The sequence below is a fragment of the Curvibacter sp. CHRR-16 genome, from assembly GCF_018474005.1.
Lineage (GTDB): Bacteria > Pseudomonadota > Gammaproteobacteria > Burkholderiales > Burkholderiaceae_C > Allorhodoferax.
In genome coordinates, this window is sequence record NZ_JAHCSH010000002.1 from 544721 (window position 1) to 561347 (window position 16627).

Annotated in this window: 16 protein-coding genes and 1 riboswitch; of the genes, 4 read left to right on the top strand and 12 right to left on the bottom strand. The window is 60.4% G+C overall.

Going from position 1 to position 16627, the window contains the following annotated elements; translation table 11 throughout:
* Nucleotides 1-4: 4 nt before the first annotated feature.
* The 4 genes from ahcY to kbl all read right to left on the bottom strand — a co-directional run bounded on the left by ahcY (nucleotide 5) and on the right by kbl (nucleotide 5056).
* On the bottom strand, nucleotides 5-1552 hold the full coding sequence (gene ahcY / locus KIK84_RS06150) for an adenosylhomocysteinase (protein WP_214122151.1): 1548 nt from the start codon (nucleotides 1550-1552) through the stop codon (nucleotides 5-7).
* Nucleotides 1553-1612: 60 nt separating this feature from the next.
* Nucleotides 1613-1714, bottom strand: a riboswitch (S-adenosyl-L-homocysteine riboswitch).
* Between the two features lie 28 nt (nucleotides 1715-1742).
* The gene (locus tag KIK84_RS06155; protein ID WP_214122152.1) at nucleotides 1743-2795 is read right to left on the bottom strand and encodes a LacI family DNA-binding transcriptional regulator; all 1053 of its coding nucleotides are present in this window, start codon (nucleotides 2793-2795) and stop codon (nucleotides 1743-1745) included.
* Nucleotides 2796-2815: 20 nt separating this feature from the next.
* Complete coding sequence (locus KIK84_RS06160) at nucleotides 2816-3784, bottom strand: NAD-dependent epimerase/dehydratase family protein (RefSeq protein WP_214122153.1); 969 nt, start codon at nucleotides 3782-3784, stop codon at nucleotides 2816-2818.
* A 30-nt stretch (nucleotides 3785-3814) separates the two neighbouring features.
* On the bottom strand, nucleotides 3815-5056 hold the full coding sequence (gene kbl / locus KIK84_RS06165; RefSeq protein WP_214122154.1) for a glycine C-acetyltransferase: 1242 nt from the start codon (nucleotides 5054-5056) through the stop codon (nucleotides 3815-3817).
* Between the two features lie 106 nt (nucleotides 5057-5162).
* On the opposite strand from kbl, the gene KIK84_RS06170 reads away from it, so the two are divergent.
* Nucleotides 5163-5741 (top strand): helix-turn-helix domain-containing protein, encoded by a 579-nt coding sequence (locus KIK84_RS06170; protein ID WP_214122155.1) that lies wholly within the window; start codon nucleotides 5163-5165, stop codon nucleotides 5739-5741.
* Nucleotides 5742-5813: 72 nt separating this feature from the next.
* Nucleotides 5814-7445 carry a peptide chain release factor 3 gene (locus KIK84_RS06175; protein WP_214122156.1) on the top strand — a complete coding sequence of 544 codons (1632 nt, stop codon included), beginning with the start codon at nucleotides 5814-5816 and terminating at the stop codon, nucleotides 7443-7445.
* A 55-nt stretch (nucleotides 7446-7500) separates the two neighbouring features.
* On the opposite strand, the gene KIK84_RS06180 is transcribed toward KIK84_RS06175, so the two are convergent.
* Both KIK84_RS06180 and KIK84_RS06185 read right to left on the bottom strand, forming a co-directional pair.
* Nucleotides 7501-7638, bottom strand: coding sequence for a hypothetical protein (locus tag KIK84_RS06180; protein ID WP_214122157.1), 138 nt, complete (start codon nucleotides 7636-7638; stop codon nucleotides 7501-7503).
* On the bottom strand, nucleotides 7601-8122 hold the full coding sequence (locus KIK84_RS06185; protein ID WP_214122158.1) for an outer membrane beta-barrel protein: 522 nt from the start codon (nucleotides 8120-8122) through the stop codon (nucleotides 7601-7603). The genes KIK84_RS06180 and KIK84_RS06185 overlap by 38 nt, the downstream gene beginning before the upstream one ends.
* A gap of 97 nt (nucleotides 8123-8219) precedes the next feature.
* Here KIK84_RS06185 and KIK84_RS06190 point away from each other — a divergent pair, with 97 nt between their 5' ends.
* Nucleotides 8220-9029 (top strand): hypothetical protein, encoded by an 810-nt coding sequence (locus tag KIK84_RS06190; protein WP_214122159.1) that lies wholly within the window; start codon nucleotides 8220-8222, stop codon nucleotides 9027-9029.
* 5 nt (nucleotides 9030-9034) lie between these two features.
* Here KIK84_RS06190 and KIK84_RS06195 read toward each other — a convergent pair whose 3' ends face one another.
* The 4 genes from KIK84_RS06195 to purT all read right to left on the bottom strand — a co-directional run bounded on the left by KIK84_RS06195 (nucleotide 9035) and on the right by purT (nucleotide 12762).
* Nucleotides 9035-9901 (bottom strand): GIY-YIG nuclease family protein, encoded by an 867-nt coding sequence (locus KIK84_RS06195; RefSeq protein ID WP_214122160.1) that lies wholly within the window; start codon nucleotides 9899-9901, stop codon nucleotides 9035-9037.
* A gap of 293 nt (nucleotides 9902-10194) precedes the next feature.
* Nucleotides 10195-10596, bottom strand: coding sequence for a ribosomal maturation YjgA family protein (locus KIK84_RS06200; RefSeq protein WP_214122161.1), 402 nt, complete (start codon nucleotides 10594-10596; stop codon nucleotides 10195-10197).
* A gap of 16 nt (nucleotides 10597-10612) precedes the next feature.
* A complete protein-coding gene (locus KIK84_RS06205) occupies nucleotides 10613-11551 on the bottom strand; it encodes a DMT family transporter (RefSeq protein ID WP_214122162.1) in 939 nt (312 codons plus the stop codon).
* A gap of 11 nt (nucleotides 11552-11562) precedes the next feature.
* The gene (purT, locus tag KIK84_RS06210; RefSeq protein ID WP_502757540.1) at nucleotides 11563-12762 is read right to left on the bottom strand and encodes a formate-dependent phosphoribosylglycinamide formyltransferase; all 1200 of its coding nucleotides are present in this window, start codon (nucleotides 12760-12762) and stop codon (nucleotides 11563-11565) included.
* A gap of 87 nt (nucleotides 12763-12849) precedes the next feature.
* On the opposite strand from purT, the gene KIK84_RS06215 reads away from it, so the two are divergent.
* The gene (locus KIK84_RS06215) at nucleotides 12850-14793 is read left to right on the top strand and encodes a bifunctional 2',3'-cyclic-nucleotide 2'-phosphodiesterase/3'-nucleotidase (protein ID WP_214122163.1); all 1944 of its coding nucleotides are present in this window, start codon (nucleotides 12850-12852) and stop codon (nucleotides 14791-14793) included.
* Between the two features lie 40 nt (nucleotides 14794-14833).
* On the opposite strand, the gene KIK84_RS06220 is transcribed toward KIK84_RS06215, so the two are convergent.
* Both KIK84_RS06220 and KIK84_RS06225 read right to left on the bottom strand, forming a co-directional pair.
* Nucleotides 14834-15502, bottom strand: coding sequence for a hypothetical protein (locus KIK84_RS06220; protein WP_214122164.1), 669 nt, complete (start codon nucleotides 15500-15502; stop codon nucleotides 14834-14836).
* Between the two features lie 22 nt (nucleotides 15503-15524).
* Entirely contained in the window at nucleotides 15525-16565 is a 1041-nt protein-coding gene (locus tag KIK84_RS06225; RefSeq protein WP_214122165.1) for a histone deacetylase family protein, read from the bottom strand.
* Between the last annotated feature and the right edge of the window lie 62 nt (nucleotides 16566-16627).

Consider the following 16627-nt stretch of genomic DNA (forward strand, 5'->3'; position numbering starts at 1 on the left):
GTGCTTAGTAGCGGTAGGTTTCCTTCTTGTAAGGGCCTTCCTTCTTCACGCCGATGTAGGCCGCTTGCTCGTCGGTCAGGGTGGACAACATGGCGCCCACTTTCTTCAGGTGCAGGCGGGCTACCTTCTCGTCCAAATGCTTGGGCAGCACGTAGACCTGCCCGGGCTTGTAGGCCTTGGACTTGCTGAACAGTTCGATTTGCGCAATGGTTTGGTTGGCAAAGCTGCTGCTCATCACAAAGCTGGGGTGGCCCGTGCCGCAACCCAGGTTCACCAAACGGCCCTTGGCCAGCAAGATGATGCGCTTCTCAGCCTTCTTGCCCTTCTTGGGGAAGATGACGTGATCGACTTGGGGCTTGATCTCTTCCCACTTGAGTTTTTCGAGCGAAGCGACGTCGATTTCGTTGTCGAAGTGGCCGATGTTGCAGACGATGGCTTGGTCCTTCATCGCATCCATGTGCTCGTAGGTGATGACGTTCTTGTTGCCCGTGCAGGTCACGAAGATGTCGGCCTTGTCAGCCGCATATTCCATGGTCACGACCTTGTAGCCTTCCATGGCAGCTTGCAGGGCATTGATGGGGTCGATCTCGGTCACCCACACTTGCGCCGACAGGGCGCGCAATGCTTGGGCAGAACCCTTGCCCACGTCACCGTAGCCAGCCACCACGGCCACCTTGCCCGCCACCATCACGTCGGTAGCGCGCTTGATCGCATCGACCAGCGATTCGCGGCAGCCGTACAGGTTGTCGAACTTGCTCTTGGTCACGGAATCGTTGACGTTGATAGCGCGCAATTGCAGCGTGCCCTTGGCCGCCATTTCTTCCAAACGCATCACGCCGGTGGTGGTCTCTTCGGTCACGCCGATGATGTTCTTCAAGCGGCGGCTGTACCAAGTGGAGTCTTCCTTCAACTTGGCCTTGATGGAGTTGAACAGGCACACTTCCTCGTGGCTGCCGGGCTTGGCCAGAACCTTGGGGTCCTTCTCGGCCTTGGTGCCCAAGTGCATCAACAAAGTAGCGTCACCACCGTCGTCCAAAATCATGTTGGGGCCTTCGTTTTTGGAACCCTTGGGGCCAAATTCGAAGATGCGGTGGGTGTAATCCCAATAGTCTTCCAGCGTTTCGCCCTTGTAGGCGAACACAGGGGTGCCCTTGGCTACCAGCGCAGCAGCGGCGTGGTCTTGGGTGGAGAAGATGTTGCACGACGCCCAGCGCACTTCCGCGCCCAAGGCTTGCAGGGTTTCAACCAGCACGCCGGTCTGGATAGTCATGTGCAGAGAGCCTGCAATGCGCGCACCCTTGAGTGGCTGGCTCTTGGCGAACTCTTCGCGGATCGCCATGAGGCCAGGCATTTCAGTTTCCGCAATGGTCAGCTCTTTGCGGCCCCAGGGTGCCAAGCTCAGATCGGCGATGCGGTAGTTCTCCACCACGGCTGCTGGCTTAGGAGCGGCCTTAACGGGTTTGGCCGCAGGCTTAGCGGCTTTGTCGGCCTTGGGTTTGGATGCGGGCTTGGAAGCCGATTTGGAAGCGGTACGGGCTGCAGCAGCACTCATGGTGTTCTCCTGGTTTCGGGTCAATCAACACAGGTGCTGCACGACTCACCGCACACAACCTGTGGGTGAGCGCCGTTTGTACAAAGCGGCATGCCATGGGCGGCGCGCCGTGCGCTGCGAGCCTCGTTCACCGGGTGGCGAACTGCAACGCTCCTCGCAACGCTAGGGTCGCAAGTGTAACCGTTGCCGCCTAAGCCGCAACAGGCCCGGTGGTATCCCCCGGCAACAAAACCGGCTGACAGAGCACCTGCGGGTGGGTGTAATGCGGGTCGTTTTTGCCCGCACCGCGCAGCACAGTCCAAACAATGTCGGCCAGCAAGCGACCAATCTCCTCGCCGGGCGGCTGGGCTACCGTGGTCACGGTGCGGCCATCGGAGAGCTGCAACTGCGGCTGTATACCGTGCACCAGCACCGACACATCGCGCCCCACTTGCACGCCAGCAGCCTGCAAGCCCTCAATGACCCCCTGCACGCCCAAGTTGGTATCCACCACCACCGCAGTAGGCAAAGGGGTGAGCTGCAATAGCTGCTGCGCCGCTTGCATGCCGCTTTGCACATCGTTGGCGTAATCAACTTGGTTTTGCGGAGGGCAGTTCAGTCCCGCTGCACGCAACACTTGCAAAAAGCCCTCACGGCGTTGGAAGGCGAAGTTCATGCCCATATCCACGTGCACGTAGGCGAAATGCTTGTGGCCCAGCTTGGCCAAATGCTCGGCGGCCAAACGGCCCGCTTGCACGTTATCCAAGTCCAACCATGCATAGCCATGCGACTCGGTAGTACGGCCATAGGCCACAAACGGATAACCCGAGGCCAGCAGCCAGTCGATGCGCTCGTCATGTTGGCGCGTGTTGGCCACAATGACACCATCGACCCGGCCACCATGGAGCAAGCGTCGGTATACGTTCAGCTCAGTCTCGGTGCGCGCCACGGCCAGCAGAAAGTCTTGCCCATACATCTGCAGGCGCTGGGCAATGCCATCGGCGGTGGCCAAAAACTGCGGGTTACCCATGTAACCCAAGGTAGCGGAATAGACCATGCCCACCGCATCAGCGCGACCGCGCACCAAGCGCTGCGCGCGCGCATCGGGGGCGTACCCCATGGAGTTGGCCATCTCCTGCACCCGCTCGCGCGTTTGCTGGTTCACATCGGGATACCCATTGAGCGCACGGCTCACGGTAGAGATGGACAAACCCAACGATTGGGCTAGCTGTTTGATATTGACGCCTGTGCTTTTTCGGACCATAGGCCCGAAGTGTAGTCAGCCTAGGCGATTGCTGGCACAGAAATGTGTTCCAACATGTCAGCCACCATGGCCGGCAGGTCGTATTGCAAAGCCCAGCCCCAATCGGCTTGGGCCGCACTGTCATCCAAGCGCTGTGGCCAACTGGCAGCAATCGCTTGGCGGTAATCGGGGCGGTAATCGACCGTGAAACCGCTAACGTAGCGGGCAATTTCTGCCGCAATTTGGGCCGGTGTGAAACTGATGCCAGCCAGGTTGTAGCTGCCACGCTGCCCAATGCGGTCGGCATCAGCCTCCATCAACTCAATGGTAGCGCGCAGGGCATCGGGCATGTACATCATGGGCAGTGCTTGGTCTTCCTGCAGGAAGCAGGTGTAACGGCCTTGCTCGCGGGCTGCGTGAAAAATTTCTATCGCGTAGTCAGTCGTGCCACCACCAGGAGGCGTTTTGTAGCTGATGAGACCGGGGTAGCGCAGGCTGCGCACATCCACGCCGTGCTTGTCCCAGTACCACTGGCACCAGCGCTCACCCGCCAGCTTGGAAATGCCGTACACCGTGGTCGGGTCCATCACGGTGGTTTGGGCGGCGGGGTTGCCAGGGGTAGAAGGACCAAAAGCCGCGATAGAGCTGGGCCAGAACACGCGCTGGATGCCGCGCAAGCGCGCTACTTCCAGCACGCTGAGCAAGCCATCCATGTTGAGCTTCCAGGCCCACACAGGCTCCTTCTCGCCACGTGCCGACAGGGCTGCGGCCAAGTGGTAAATCTGGGTAATGCGGTGCTGCACCACCACGCTGTCCAAGCGTTGCGAGTCCAGCACATCCAGCGGCTCATAGACCACCCCCGGGGTGCGGGCGGTGGTACCAATGTCAGCGGCCACCACGGCATCGGCACCGTAGCGTTGCATCAGGGCCTCGGTCAGTTCGCTGCCAATTTGGCCATTGGCGCCAATCACCAGTACGCGGGGTTGACTCAGGGTTTGGATGGTGTGCATGTGTGTCTCCTCGGGCGCTGGGGGCTCGGCTTAGGCGGACAGCAAGCCCAACTCGCGGCCTGCTTGGGTGAATGCAGCCACAGCGCGTTGCAGGTGCGCTGTGTCGTGTGCCGCGGATAGCTGCACGCGGATGCGCGCTTGCCCCTGCGGCACCACGGGATAGAAAAAGCCCACAGCGAACACGCCCAACTCCAACAATCGAGCGCTGAGTTGCTGCGCCTTCACCGCGTCGTACACCATGATGGGCACGATGGGGTGATCCCCCGGTTTGATGGAGAAACCCACCTCTTGGATGGCTTGCCGGAAGTAGCGCGTATTGGCCTCCAGCTTGTCGCGCAGCGCGGTAGAGGCTTCTAGCAAATCGAGCACGGCAATGGAGGCACCGACGATGGATGGTGCCACGGTGTTGGAGAACAAATAGGGACGCGAGCGCTGGCGCAGCAGCTCGATGACCTCGCGCTTGCCCGTGGTGAAGCCACCCGACGCACCGCCCAAGGCTTTGCCTAGCGTGCCAGTGATGATGTCCACTTGCCCCAGCACGCCCCGGTATTCGTGCGTGCCACGGCCTGTCGCGCCCATAAAGCCGTTGGCGTGGCATTCGTCGATGGCCATGAGCGCGCCATAGCGGTCACACAGGGTGCGTATCTTGTCCAACTGCGCAATAGTTCCGTCCATGGAAAACACGCCGTCGGTAAACACCATCTTGAAGCGTGCGCCCTTGGCCTGCGCCTCTTGCAAACAGCGCTCCAAATCGGCCATATCGTTGTGGGCGTAGCGCCAACGCTGGGCCTTGCACAGGCGAATGCCATCGATGATGGAGGCGTGGTTCAACGCATCGGAAATGATGGCATCTTGCTCGCCCAGCAGCGGCTCAAAGAGGCCGCCATTGGCATCAAACGCCGCGGCGTACAGGATGGTGTCTTCGGTGCCCAAAAAGCGGGCAATGCGCTGCTCCAGCGTTTTGTGCAGGTCTTGGGTGCCACAAATAAAACGCACCGAACTCAGGCCATAGCCATGCGTGCGCAACGCCTCGTGGGCGGCCTCCACCACCTTGGGGTGCGAGGACAAGCCCAGGTAATTGTTGGCACACATGTTGATGACTTCGCGCCCATCTTGCAGACGGATGAGTGCCCCCTGGGGCGTGGCGATGATGCGCTCGCCCTTGAAAAGCCCTTGCTCGCGCACGCCATCCAATTCGTGGCGCACGTGGGCATAAAAAGCATCCGTTCCACGGTTGGTGGGCACAAAAACGCTCGCAGTAGTGGTGGTCATAGCAGGCCTTGCAGTACAGTGGTGTTGCACAGTTCAATACACCGCACGTTGTTCGATATATTGAATTTTTGTGCAGCTTATTAACTCACATCCACTGAGTCAAGCCATGGTGACCAAAAAAACTTCGCCCGTAGAGCCGCCCGCCGTGGGCGAGCGCATCAAGGCCCTGCGCCAGCAGCACAGGCTGTCGCTGGATGACCTGTCGCTGCGCGCGGGGGTGTCCAAGTCCATGCTGTCGCAGATTGAGCGCAACCAAGCCAACCCCACGGTGGCCGTGGTGTGGCGCTTGGCCAATGCATTGGAAATCCCCCTGCCCGAGCTGCTGGGCAGCCCGGCGCAGGCCACCCCCAGCATCGTGACCGTGGCCGCCCACGCCACGCCCAGCCTGCGCACGCAAGACGAACGCTGTGAACTGCGCATACTGGGCCCGGTGGAGATGGCCGGGCAGTTTGAGTGGTACGAGCTGATCGTGCAGCCCGGTGGCGTGCTCGACTCACACGCGCACGAGCCCGGCTCACGCGAGCACCTGAGCGTGCTCACCGGTTCGCTGGAAGTGACCGCAGGACCGCAAAGCCAGCGCATCAAAGCCGGGGAAACCGCCCGCTACGCGGTAGACCAAGCCCACGCCATTCGCAACACCGGCAAAGGGGTGGCCACGGGCTTGCTGGTGGTGGTGCATCCCTAGGGATGTTGGCAGCCCTTTAAAATCGCGCCCTTATCTCTTTTCTGCCCCGGCGAATTGCCGCCACTCCCCACCATGTCCTTTACCGCCGAAACGCGGCGTCGCCGCACGTTTGCCATCATTTCCCACCCGGATGCGGGTAAGACCACGCTGACCGAAAAGCTCTTGCTGTTCTCGGGTGCGATCCAGATTGCGGGCTCGGTGAAGGCGCGCAAGGCCTCACGCCATGCCACCTCGGACTGGATGGAGATTGAGAAGCAGCGCGGCATTTCGGTGGCCAGCTCGGTGATGCAGATGGCTTACCGCGAGCACGTCATCAACCTGCTGGACACACCGGGGCACAAGGACTTCTCGGAAGACACCTACCGCGTGCTCACCGCCGTGGACTCGGCGCTGATGGTGATTGACGCGGCCAACGGGGTGGAAAGCCAGACCCGCCGCCTGATCGAGGTGTGCCGCCAGCGCGATACGCCCATCATCACTTTTGTGAACAAGATGGACCGCGAAGTGCGCGAGCCGCTGGACATTCTGGACGAGATCGAGCGCGAGCTGGGCATGCCCTGCGTGCCCATGACCTGGCCTGTGGGCCAAGGCAAGCTGTTTGGCGGCATCATCAACCTGCGCTCGCAGGCCATGACAGTGTTCGAGTCCGGCAGCGAGCGCCGCCCGCAAGACTTTGACACCATCCCCCTGAGCGAAACCGCCACGCTCAAAGAGCGCTTTGGCCACGAGTGGGACACCGCCGTGGAGAGCATGGAGCTGGCCACGGGCGCGTCGCCCGCGTGGGACATCGACGCCTTCTTGGCCGGCAAGCAAACGCCCGTGTTCTTTGGCTCCGGGGTGAACAACTTTGGCGTGATGGAAGTGCTGGACGCGCTGGTGGACTTGGCCCCCAGCCCCAAGAGCCGCACCAGCACCACCGTGGTGAACCGCCAGCCCGTGGTCAAAGAAGTGCAGCCTGACGACGACGCCTTCAGCGGCGTGGTGTTCAAGGTGCAAGCCAATATGGACGCCAACCACCGCGACCGCATCGCCTTTGTGCGCGTGGCCTCGGGCAAGTACACCCCGGGCATGAAGCTCAAGGTGATGCGCACCGCCAAAGAACTGCGCCCCACCAGCGTGGTGACCTTCATGAGCCAGCGCCGCGAGGCGGTGGACGAGGCCTATGCCGGCGACATCATCGGCTTTACCACCCACGGCGGCGTGCAGTTGGGTGACTCCATCACCGACGGCAGCGTGAACCTGCAGTACACCGGCCTGCCCTTCTTCGCGCCCGAAATGTTCATGACCGTGGTACTGAAAAACCCGTTGCGCACCAAGCAGCTACAGCAGGGCCTGGCCCAGCTGGGCGAGGAAGGCGCGATTCAGGTGTTCAAACCCGAATTCGGCGGCAACATGCTGCTGGGCGCGATTGGTCAACTGCAGTTTGAAGTGGTGCAGCACCGCCTCAAGACCGAATACGACGCCGACATCCGCTTGGAAAGCAGCCAGTACACCGGCGCGCGCTGGATCACCGCCGACAACGCGCAAGACCTCAAAGCCTTCTGCGACGCTTACCCGCAGCGCTTGGCCAAAGACGCCGCCGATACGCTGGCCTATATGTGCACCAGTCCCTACGACGTGCGCTTGGCTCAAGAGCGTTTCCCCAAAATCCACTTCCACCCGCTGCGCGAGCATGCGGGCTTGGCGCTGCAAAACGCAGGATAAAAATGGCTTCTACAGCTTGCCAGATAAGCTGTAGCAGCTATGCTTTTTATAGCAATCAGGGTGGACTGAAATGCAACTGCACCATCCAGCTGCTGGGGGTGATGCGCCCTACCGTGGCGGCATCGCCCACTACACCAAAGCTGGTGTAACCCAGCTCACCCTTGGCGCTTACTGACTGCGTACTCAGCGCCAAGGGTGAGCTGGGTTACAGCACCCGACTTGCTCGCACGACCCGGGCTACCGCCCCAGCTTTGGTAGTTGTCTCGCTTGGCGTCGTACAAGAAAGTCCCCACGCCCGCCAATACCGCTATTTGCGGATTCATTTGTGCTTTCACAACCGTGGCTAGGCCCGTGCCCGTTATTTTCAGGTTGGAGTTGGCATTACCGCCGTTGGATGTATAGCCATAGCTGGGAGCGCCGAAATCCCAGTAAGACAACTCTACCGCCGCATAGCGATTGAACTGGTAACCCAGGATCAGGTTGTAGGCATTGGTATTTTTGGTGGATGCATCGGCCGTACTAGAAGGACTGGGACTGGCCGAGGTGTTGAAATCCCCTCCATCCAAAGTCACGCTGTTGCGCCCCAGTCCAATGCTGCTATAGCCTGTATGTGCTTCGGTCGCCAAGGCAGCGATGGAGTCCCCCATTAGAGCAATGGTCAAGGTGGTTTTCTTCATTGAACAAGTCCCTGCTGATTAGTTGCTTGTAATGCGACCGTGCTGCAAGTCTAGGCGGATGCTATAAAACCGCCAAGACTCACAACGAAGGATTGCCATGGCACTGAAAGACTATCTGGGCGAACAAATGCTGGGCGTTCTCGCCTCGTACCAAGGCAGCACCATCGTTCACCACATTGGCGTCGTCTACCCCCGGCGCAACAACCAACTGCAACTGTTCATCCCCAAAGGCCACGCACTGGCCGTGGGCTCCTTGGTCACCCTGCATTTGGACAACCGCACTGGCGTGGATGAATTGGACGGCAACCTGCGCGTGTACCGTACGTCCTACAAAGGACGCATTACCGCTGTCGATGAAAACTGGGCCACGGTGGAAGCGCTGGAATACCAGCTGTTCCACGGCACCCGTGTGGTGGAAGAGTGGGTCAGCCCCGGCTATGCATTCCCGCACGATGCGCGCCCCGCGCAGCAACTGCCAACCTCCCCCCTGCAAACGCTGCCACCCACCGAAGAAAAAGACCACCCCAACAAGGTGGGCGTGCTCACCACGCTGGCACAGAATCAACCGCACACCACCGTGCTGGCTTTCCTCTCTACGGAAGAGGACGATGTGTTCTTCATCACCCTGCCGCACACCTTCAAGTCGCAAGTGCTCAAGCGCGAACCACGCTGCTTCTTCACCATCGACGAGCGCGCCAAGTTCACCTTCGAGCAAACCATCGAGTGGAACTACACCATCCTCGAAGCCCACGCGCATCTGGTGCCCAGCAGCTCACCGGCTTATGAACAAATCCGCAACGCCTTCATCCTGAAAAACCCATGGGAAGCTGGCTTCTTCCTCAGCCCCGACATTGAGATGTTCCACCTGAAGAAAATCAGCCTAGTGTGTGCGGGGGATGCGCGGTAAGGCGCTTACTGCTCTGCTTGGGCCTCTTGCAGTTCCTTCAGCGTGCGGCCCTCTGCAGTCTTCCACTCAATACGCCCGTTGGCTGCGCGGCCTAGCAATACCGACGCAGCCGTGCTGGGAGAACTGAAGGTGTAGTCCTGCGTGAACTGGTACAGGCTCCCCTGCATGGCCAACACACCGTTGCGGATCAACTCTTGGCGTAAGTCATACTGGCCACGCACGTGCTGCTCCATGCTGGGCACTGTGTCGGTTACCGCCTGCGAACCAGCCCGCACCACAAAACCTTGGCTTGCCTCATAACCAGTAGCCTGCACGCCCTTGCCTTTGCAGGTGAGCATTGGGCTTACGTCGGCAGCAATGGCTTGCGGGGCTTGCTCAAATGCATGCACCCCCAGCACGGGCAGCATGCCCAGCATATGCGCTAGAAAGACCTCCAAATCGGCACGGTCTGCTTCGCTCAATGTTGGCTCTGTTGGGCGATTGGCGTTATCCAGCTTTATCCGTTTGGCTGCATGAGCCAATGCGATGAGGCGAGACTCCAAAAACTGAACATGCGCTTTGTTAAGTTGACTATCTTTAGTGGTGGTGAAGCCAATGGCCCGCGTCCAAAAGTCTTTTTTTGCTTGATGCTCATGTAAACGCGGCAGCATCGGATCCCCTTCGCCTACATAGAGCATCTCGCCCTCACCATCCGGGCGCGGCCCCAGCAGCAAATAAACCCCTGTCTGCGCCAATTCAGGTCGCGTCTTGACCTGTGGCAGCAAAGCACGCGGGAAGACCACCGCCTTACCAATCCAGTTGGATCTTTCAACGATGCGCAAGCCGTCGGGGTCGCCATCTGCGACAAAGATGCGGAGGGAGAAGGGGGTCATTTAGAGGGATTAGTAAACAACTGGTTGATCACATCCGTGACTATCTCAAAAGTGCCGAGCACGTTGCTGTGCAACATGTGGCTGCCATGCGCATAGATATTTCGAATAGCGGGAAGCGTTTCTATAAAAGTCGCCAGCACATCATCGCAATAATCCTGCAAGCTACCGTCGCATAGGACCTTGCGTCTGGTGATAACGCGCTGTCGGCACTTCGTAACAGATCTGAGGGGCTGATATTGTCCACACGACACCTTCAAGAGAACTGCTCAACAATCCTATCCCAACTATCAAAGTCACACCTTAACCCTAGACGTAACCCTATCTACCAGCACACCAAAACCCACACCCACCACATAGGCCAACAAATCGCCCCATACGAAGGTGCTGCCCAGCACCAAATGCCCCAGCGTGGTGTGGCGCACAGCGTTGATCCATGGGGCTTGGTAGAGCTGCGAAAACTCCACCGCAAACGATGTGACCAAGGCCAATGCGGCAATGGTCTGGGTTGATGCCTTGGGCTTACAAAATGCCCACCCTACAAAAACCATGAGCGCCCACAGTGCATCACCGGGATACTTGTCTAAAAAGGCGGGGAGCAACGGAAACTTGCGAGAAGCAAGGCCCAGGGCAATGACTAGCGCGAAGTACAGCGCCAGCCAATACCTGCTGCGTGATTGCTGCTGGTCAATGCTCATGCAGGCGACCTTAAAGCTATGGTTCCTTCTTAGGCCGCGTCACCAGCGTGATGCCGCTGCACACCAGCAGCAGGGCGGCGGCGTATTTCCACTCCCACACGCTTTCGCCCAGCAGCAGGGCCGAGAGCAGCACCCCAAAGACGGGAATGAGGAAGTTGAACACGCTGATCATGCCCACGGGGTTGTATTTGAGCAGCAGGCTCCACACCGCAAAGGCCACGGCCGACAGCAGGGCCATGTAGACCAATAGGCCCATGCCCAGCACCGTGATGGAGCCACCCTGCCCCACCAAGTGCCCGCCCAGCGCATAGCCTGCTGCCAGCAGCGCCAGCCCACCTACAGTGAGTTGGTGGGCAGTCATCACCGCAGCGTCCATACCCTGCGAGACGCGCTTGCCAAAGACAACACCCAGCGTGAGCACCAGCGCTGCCACGATGACAAAACCCTCGCCACGCCAGTCGAACTGGAAGTCCAGCAAGTCGGCATGGAAGTTGACCACCAACACGCCGGTAAAGCCCAGCACACAGCCCACAGCTTTGGGCCATGTGAGGCGGTCATTGGCGTACAAAAAGTGGCCTAGGATGACGCCAAAGAACACGCTGGTGGCGTTCATGATGGAGCCCTTGGCCCCCGTGGTGTAGGCCAAGCCTATGTAGAAGAACACGTACTGCAAGCTGGTTTGCAGCAAGCCCAGCGCCGCCACCTTGCGCCACTGCGGCGCAGACAGTTGCCACACCGCACGCCCCGTGGCTTGCGCCCACAGCAGCAGCAAGGCCCCGGCCAGCGCAAAGCGCCAGCCCGCAAACACCAGCTTGCTGGGCACATCGGTGGCTGCCAAGTGGAACTCGGCATACCCCAGCTTGATAGACGGAAACGCACTGCCCCACAGCATGCAGCACAAACAGGCCAGCGCCACCACGCTGGCGTGGCGGGAAAAAACAGGATGTTGGTTCACGCAGTGCTCGCTCAGGCCTTCACGGGCTGCACGCGGCTAGCCGCCAGCTTGGCGCGCTGGCGCGCTTCGTCGGTGCCATCAGCGTTGGCCACGGCCACGCCCATGCGGCGTTTCTTAAAGCTCTCTGGCTTGCCAAACAGGCGCAGGTCAGACTCCGGCACTTGCAGGGCGTGGGCCACGCCGTCAAAGGCAATACCCTTTTCTTCCATGCCGCCATACACCACGGCAGACGCGCCGGGGCGGCGCAGCGCCGTGTCAACCGGCAAGCCCAAAATGGCCTTGGCGTGCAGTTCAAACTCCGACTGGCGCTGAGTGGCCAAAGTCACCAGCCCGGTGTCGTGCGGGCGCGGGCTCACTTCCGAGAACCACACTTGGTCGCCCTTCACAAACAGTTCCACACCAAACAGGCCACGCCCACCCAAATCACCCGTCACTGCCTTGGCAATGTCGCGGCTCTTTTGCAGCGCCACCGGGCTCATGGCCATGGGCTGCCACGACTCCACGTAATCGCCGTCCACCTGCACGTGACCAATGGGGTCGCAGAAGAAGGTTTCCACCTCGCCGCTAGCTCCCACAGCGCGCACGGTGAGCTGGGTGATCTCGTAGTCAAAGTCGATAAAGCCTTCCACGATGATGCGGCCTGCTCCCACTCGGCCACCGGCTTGGGAATAGTCCCAGGCCTTTTGCACGTCAGCCGCGCTGCGCACCAAGGACTGGCCCTTGCCAGAAGAGGACATGACGGGCTTGACCACGCAGGGGTAGCCGATGCCGGAGTCGATGGCCGCTTGCAGCTCGGCCAGCGAGTCGGCAAAACGGTAGGGCGACGTGGGCAGGCCCAGCGTCTCTGCAGCCAAGCGGCGAATGCCTTCGCGGTTCATGGTCAACTGCGCTGCGCGGGCGGTGGGGATGAAGGTGGCCAGCCCCTCGGCCTCCATCTTCACCAGCTCATCGGTGGCAATGGCCTCGATCTCGGGCACCACAAAATGCGGCTTTTCCAGCAACACCAAGCGGCGCAGTTCGGCCGCGTCGGTCATGGCCACCACGTGGCTGCGGTGCGCCACTTGCATAGCCGGTGCGTTGTCGTAGCGATCCACGGCGATCACTTCGCAGCCCAAACGCTGCAAGGCGATAACCACCTCTTTGCCCAGCTCGCCACTGCCCAGCAGCATGACGCGGATTGCAGAAGGGGACAGGGGGGTGCCAAGGCGCATAGCGAGCTCCAAAGTAAACAAAGGGTGAAATTTTAGATTCCCGCACAATGGCTGCTTTACGGCATGTTTGCACCAAGGAGGTTTGCCATGTACCAGCGCGTTGTTGCCACCTTAGGGTTGGCATGGGCCGTTTGCAACACCAGCCATGCAGAGCTGCTGCAGCTGCGGATTTTGGAGACCACCGATCTGCACATGAACCTGCTGAGCTACGACTATTACCAAGACAAACCTACCGACCAATACGGCTTGGCGCGGGCCATCAGCCTTATCAAAGCAGCGCGTGCCGAGACGACCAACAGCCTGCTGTTTGACAACGGCGACCTGCTGCAAGGCAACCCACTGGGTGATGTGGTGGCGCGTGTGTCGCCACTGCAAAAAGGCCAAACCCACCCCGCCTACAAAGTGATGAACCCACTGGGCTACGACGCGGCTAACCTGGGCAACCACGAGTTCAACTACGGGCTGGACTTTCTGCGCCGCTCTATCGCCGGGGCCAGCTTTCCGTATGTGAATGCCAATGTGCTGCTGGCCGACGGCAAACAAGACAGCACCAAGCCCACCCACGCCTTCGTCCCCTATGTGCTGCTGGATCGCACATTCAAGGACGCTAGCGGCAAAGAGCAAAAACTGCGCGTGGGCGTGATCGGCTTTGTGCCGCCGCAAATCATGCAGTGGGACAAGGCCAACCTCGAAGGCCAAGTGGTCACCCGCGACATGGTGGACATGGCCCGCCTGTATGTGCCCGAGATGCGTGCCAAGGGCGCGCAACTGGTGGTGGCCATTCCCCACTCGGGTTTTGAAAAAGGCGAAGTGGGTGCCTTTGCCGAGAATGCGGTCTCGCGCTTGGCCGAAGTGCCGGGCGTGGACGCCATTCTGTTCGGCCACGCACATGCCGAGTTCCCCGGCAAAGCCTTTGCCAGCTACCCCAAGGTGGACATTGAGCGCGGCACCATCAACGGTGTGCCCGCCGTCATGCCCGGCCGCTGGGGCGACCATTTGGGCGTGATCGACCTGACGCTGGACAACAGCAGCGGCCAGTGGAAGGTGGTGAACAGCCAAGCCAGCATTCGCCCCATTTTTGACCGCGCCGCCAAAAAGTCTCTGGCCGCCGAAGATCCCATGGTGATGCAAGCCATCCGCGCCGAGCACGAGCGCACGCTGGAGTACGTGCGCAACAAAGTGGCGGTGAGCGATGCGCCCATTTACAGCTACTTTGCGCAAGTGGCAGACGACCCATCCATCCAGATCGTGTCCAACGCGCAGATCGCTTATGTGAAGCGCGCCATGCAAGGAACGGACTACGAGAAGTACCCCGTGCTCTCCGCCGCAGCCCCCTTCAAAGCCGGTGGCCGTCAGGGCTGGAACTACTACACCGACATTCCTGCCGGGCCACTGGCCATCAAGCACATGGCCGACCTGTACATCTACCCCAACACGCTCAAGGCCGTTCTGCTCACGGGCGCACAAGTGCGCGAGTGGCTGGAGATGTCCGCCGGGCAGTTCTTGCGCATAGACCCGCAAGGCCCGGCGCGCCAGCCACTCATCAACGACGCCTTTCCGTCCTACAACTTTGACGTGATTGACGGTGTGCAGTACGAGGTGGACGTGACCCAGAGCGCCCGCTACGACAGCAAAGGCCAGCTAGCCAACCCGCAAGCGCACCGCATCCGCAACCTGCGCTTTGAGGGCCACCCCATAGACGACAAAGCCCGCTTTGTGGTGGCGACCAACAACTACCGCGCCTTTGGCGGTGGCAACTTCCCCGCGCTTGGTGCCGACAAAGTGGTGCTAGACGCCCCCGACGAAAACCGCCAAGCACTGGTGGAGTACCTGCGCATGAGCGACAAGCTATCGGCCAGCCACAGCGTCAACCCCAGTGCCGATGGCAACTGGCGCATCGCCCCCATCGAGAAAGTACACCCCACCTTTTTGTCGGGCAGCGCAGGTGCCCAGTTCTTGGGCAAACACCCCAGTATCCGGCTGGTGCAGGACAACGGGGATGGCTCTTCGCTGTACGAACTAGTGGACTAAGCGCCCTGCGGCGGCTACCGCCCCCACAGGCCAAGGTGCATCAGCCCTTGGCCTTTTTCTTGGGCGGGGCAGCTTTCTTGCTGGATTTGGCTTTTTTCTTGGCGCTGCTTTTCTTGGCCTTGCCGTGGTGCACTTGGTCGGGCGGCAAGTCGCGCAGGCTGGCCATCAGCGTGTCCAGACTGATGCCGCTTTGCTGGGCGATCTCACTCCACTGCTTGCCTTGGGCGCGCTGGTGCAGCAAACCGTCTTGCTGCACGGCCACGCCATTGACCTGCACCTCGCCGCCGTGCAACACAGCTGCCACATCGGCAGGTGCGGGGTGGCTAATGCCTTGGTGCTGCAGCACGTCTTCAGCCAGCTTCAATGCCATGCGCACATCGCCATAGCCTAGTGCTCCGGTGGCTGGGGCCACGGCAGCGGCGGGGCTGCTGCCTTGGGGTTTGCCGGTGCGCAGGGCCTCCACCAAATCCAGTGCTGCATCGCGGTTACCCGCTAGGGGGGTGAACTCCTCGGACAACCGATCGTTGGCCGATTGGGCTGCGGCGGGTTGGGGACTCTTGCTTTTTTTGCTGCTTTTTTTCGCGGATTCAGCGGGCTTTTTGGCAGCCGTGGTGTGCTTGCTGGCCCATGCGGTGGTGGGCATGACCCCTGGCAGAGTCAGCGCCAAAGCTATGCACATGCTGCGCACGGTGGGAGAAAAAATTCCCATACTGTATTACTCCAAATTCGGTTCAGGCCTTGGCCAAACCGTGCAGCAGGTTGACCGCATTGATCCCCACTTCACGCACGGCGTAGCCGCCTTCAAAAATCACCACCACGGGCAGCGCCAAGCGGGCCAAACGGGCACCGACTTGGAAGTAGTCATCGCTACGCAGCTTAAAGCCCGAGATGGGATCGCCTTCAAACGTGTCCATGCCCAGCGACAACACCAGCGCCTGGACGCCGTAGCGTGTGATGGCATCCAGCGCAGCATCCAAGGCTTGCGCCCAGCGGGCATAGTCGGTGCCGCGTGGCAGCGGGATGTTGAGGTTGGCCCCCACTCCCGCAGCGACGCCGGTTTCGTCTGCGTAACCCAAATAAAACGGGTACTCGGTCACCGGATCGCCATGCACGCTGGCAAAGAACACATCGCTGCGATCATAAAAACAAGCCTGAGTTCCATTGCCATGGTGGTAGTCAATATCCAACACTGCCACTTTTTCTGCGCCACCTTGGCGCAAATGCTCTGCGGCTATGGCAGCGTTATTCAGAAAACAGTAGCCGCCGTAAAAATTGGCCCCCGCGTGGTGGCCGGGCGGGCGGCTCAGGGCAAAGCTCAGTTTCTCTCCATCCAACACCGCTTGGGCAGCGCTCAGCGCACAGTCAGCCCCGGCACGGGCAGCCTGCCACGTACCCGCCGTGAGTGGCGTACCCGCGTCAAAGCAGTACAGGCCCACTTGGGCTGAAAAGTTCTGTGGTTGCACGTCCCGGCGCAACGTGGGGCCTGGCCACACCGAGGGCAGTATGTCCACCTCGGCATTGGCCGAATCCAGCGCCAGCCAGCGGTCCCACGCCGTGCACAAAAAGTCCAAATAGGGCTTCTCATGGATGCGCTCTATGTGGCTGTCCGCCCATTGCGCGGGCTGCTGCACGGCACCCAGTGGACGCACTTGCAACTCCTGCAGCACATAGTCGGCGCGGTTCGGCACCTCGTAGCAGGGCACCAAACGCCCCCGAAACATTTCCATGCGCCCTTGGTGGGCGGCGTGCAGGTGGTTGAAAAACGTGATCATCCGGGGATGATAGCGGGGGGGTTACAAGCACCAATACGGTGAATGCACTGGGCACCGGGAAG

Coding starts and splice junctions, on each gene's coding strand:
- ahcY (WP_214122151.1), bottom strand. CDS start 1,552: ATGAGTGCTGCTGCAGCCCGTACCGCTTCCAAATCGGCTTCCAAGCCC.
- KIK84_RS06155 (WP_214122152.1), bottom strand. CDS start 2,795: ATGGTCCGAAAAAGCACAGGCGTCAATATCAAACAGCTAGCCCAATCG.
- KIK84_RS06160 (WP_214122153.1), bottom strand. CDS start 3,784: ATGCACACCATCCAAACCCTGAGTCAACCCCGCGTACTGGTGATTGGC.
- kbl (WP_214122154.1), bottom strand. CDS start 5,056: ATGACCACCACTACTGCGAGCGTTTTTGTGCCCACCAACCGTGGAACG.
- KIK84_RS06170 (WP_214122155.1), top strand. CDS start 5,163: ATGGTGACCAAAAAAACTTCGCCCGTAGAGCCGCCCGCCGTGGGCGAG.
- KIK84_RS06175 (WP_214122156.1), top strand. CDS start 5,814: ATGTCCTTTACCGCCGAAACGCGGCGTCGCCGCACGTTTGCCATCATT.
- KIK84_RS06185 (WP_214122158.1), bottom strand. CDS start 8,122: ATGAAGAAAACCACCTTGACCATTGCTCTAATGGGGGACTCCATCGCT.
- KIK84_RS06190 (WP_214122159.1), top strand. CDS start 8,220: ATGGCACTGAAAGACTATCTGGGCGAACAAATGCTGGGCGTTCTCGCC.
- KIK84_RS06195 (WP_214122160.1), bottom strand. CDS start 9,901: ATGACCCCCTTCTCCCTCCGCATCTTTGTCGCAGATGGCGACCCCGAC.
- KIK84_RS06200 (WP_214122161.1), bottom strand. CDS start 10,596: ATGAGCATTGACCAGCAGCAATCACGCAGCAGGTATTGGCTGGCGCTG.
- purT (WP_502757540.1), bottom strand. CDS start 12,762: ATGCGCCTTGGCACCCCCCTGTCCCCTTCTGCAATCCGCGTCATGCTG.
- KIK84_RS06215 (WP_214122163.1), top strand. CDS start 12,850: ATGTACCAGCGCGTTGTTGCCACCTTAGGGTTGGCATGGGCCGTTTGC.
- KIK84_RS06220 (WP_214122164.1), bottom strand. CDS start 15,502: ATGGGAATTTTTTCTCCCACCGTGCGCAGCATGTGCATAGCTTTGGCG.
- KIK84_RS06225 (WP_214122165.1), bottom strand. CDS start 16,565: ATGATCACGTTTTTCAACCACCTGCACGCCGCCCACCAAGGGCGCATG.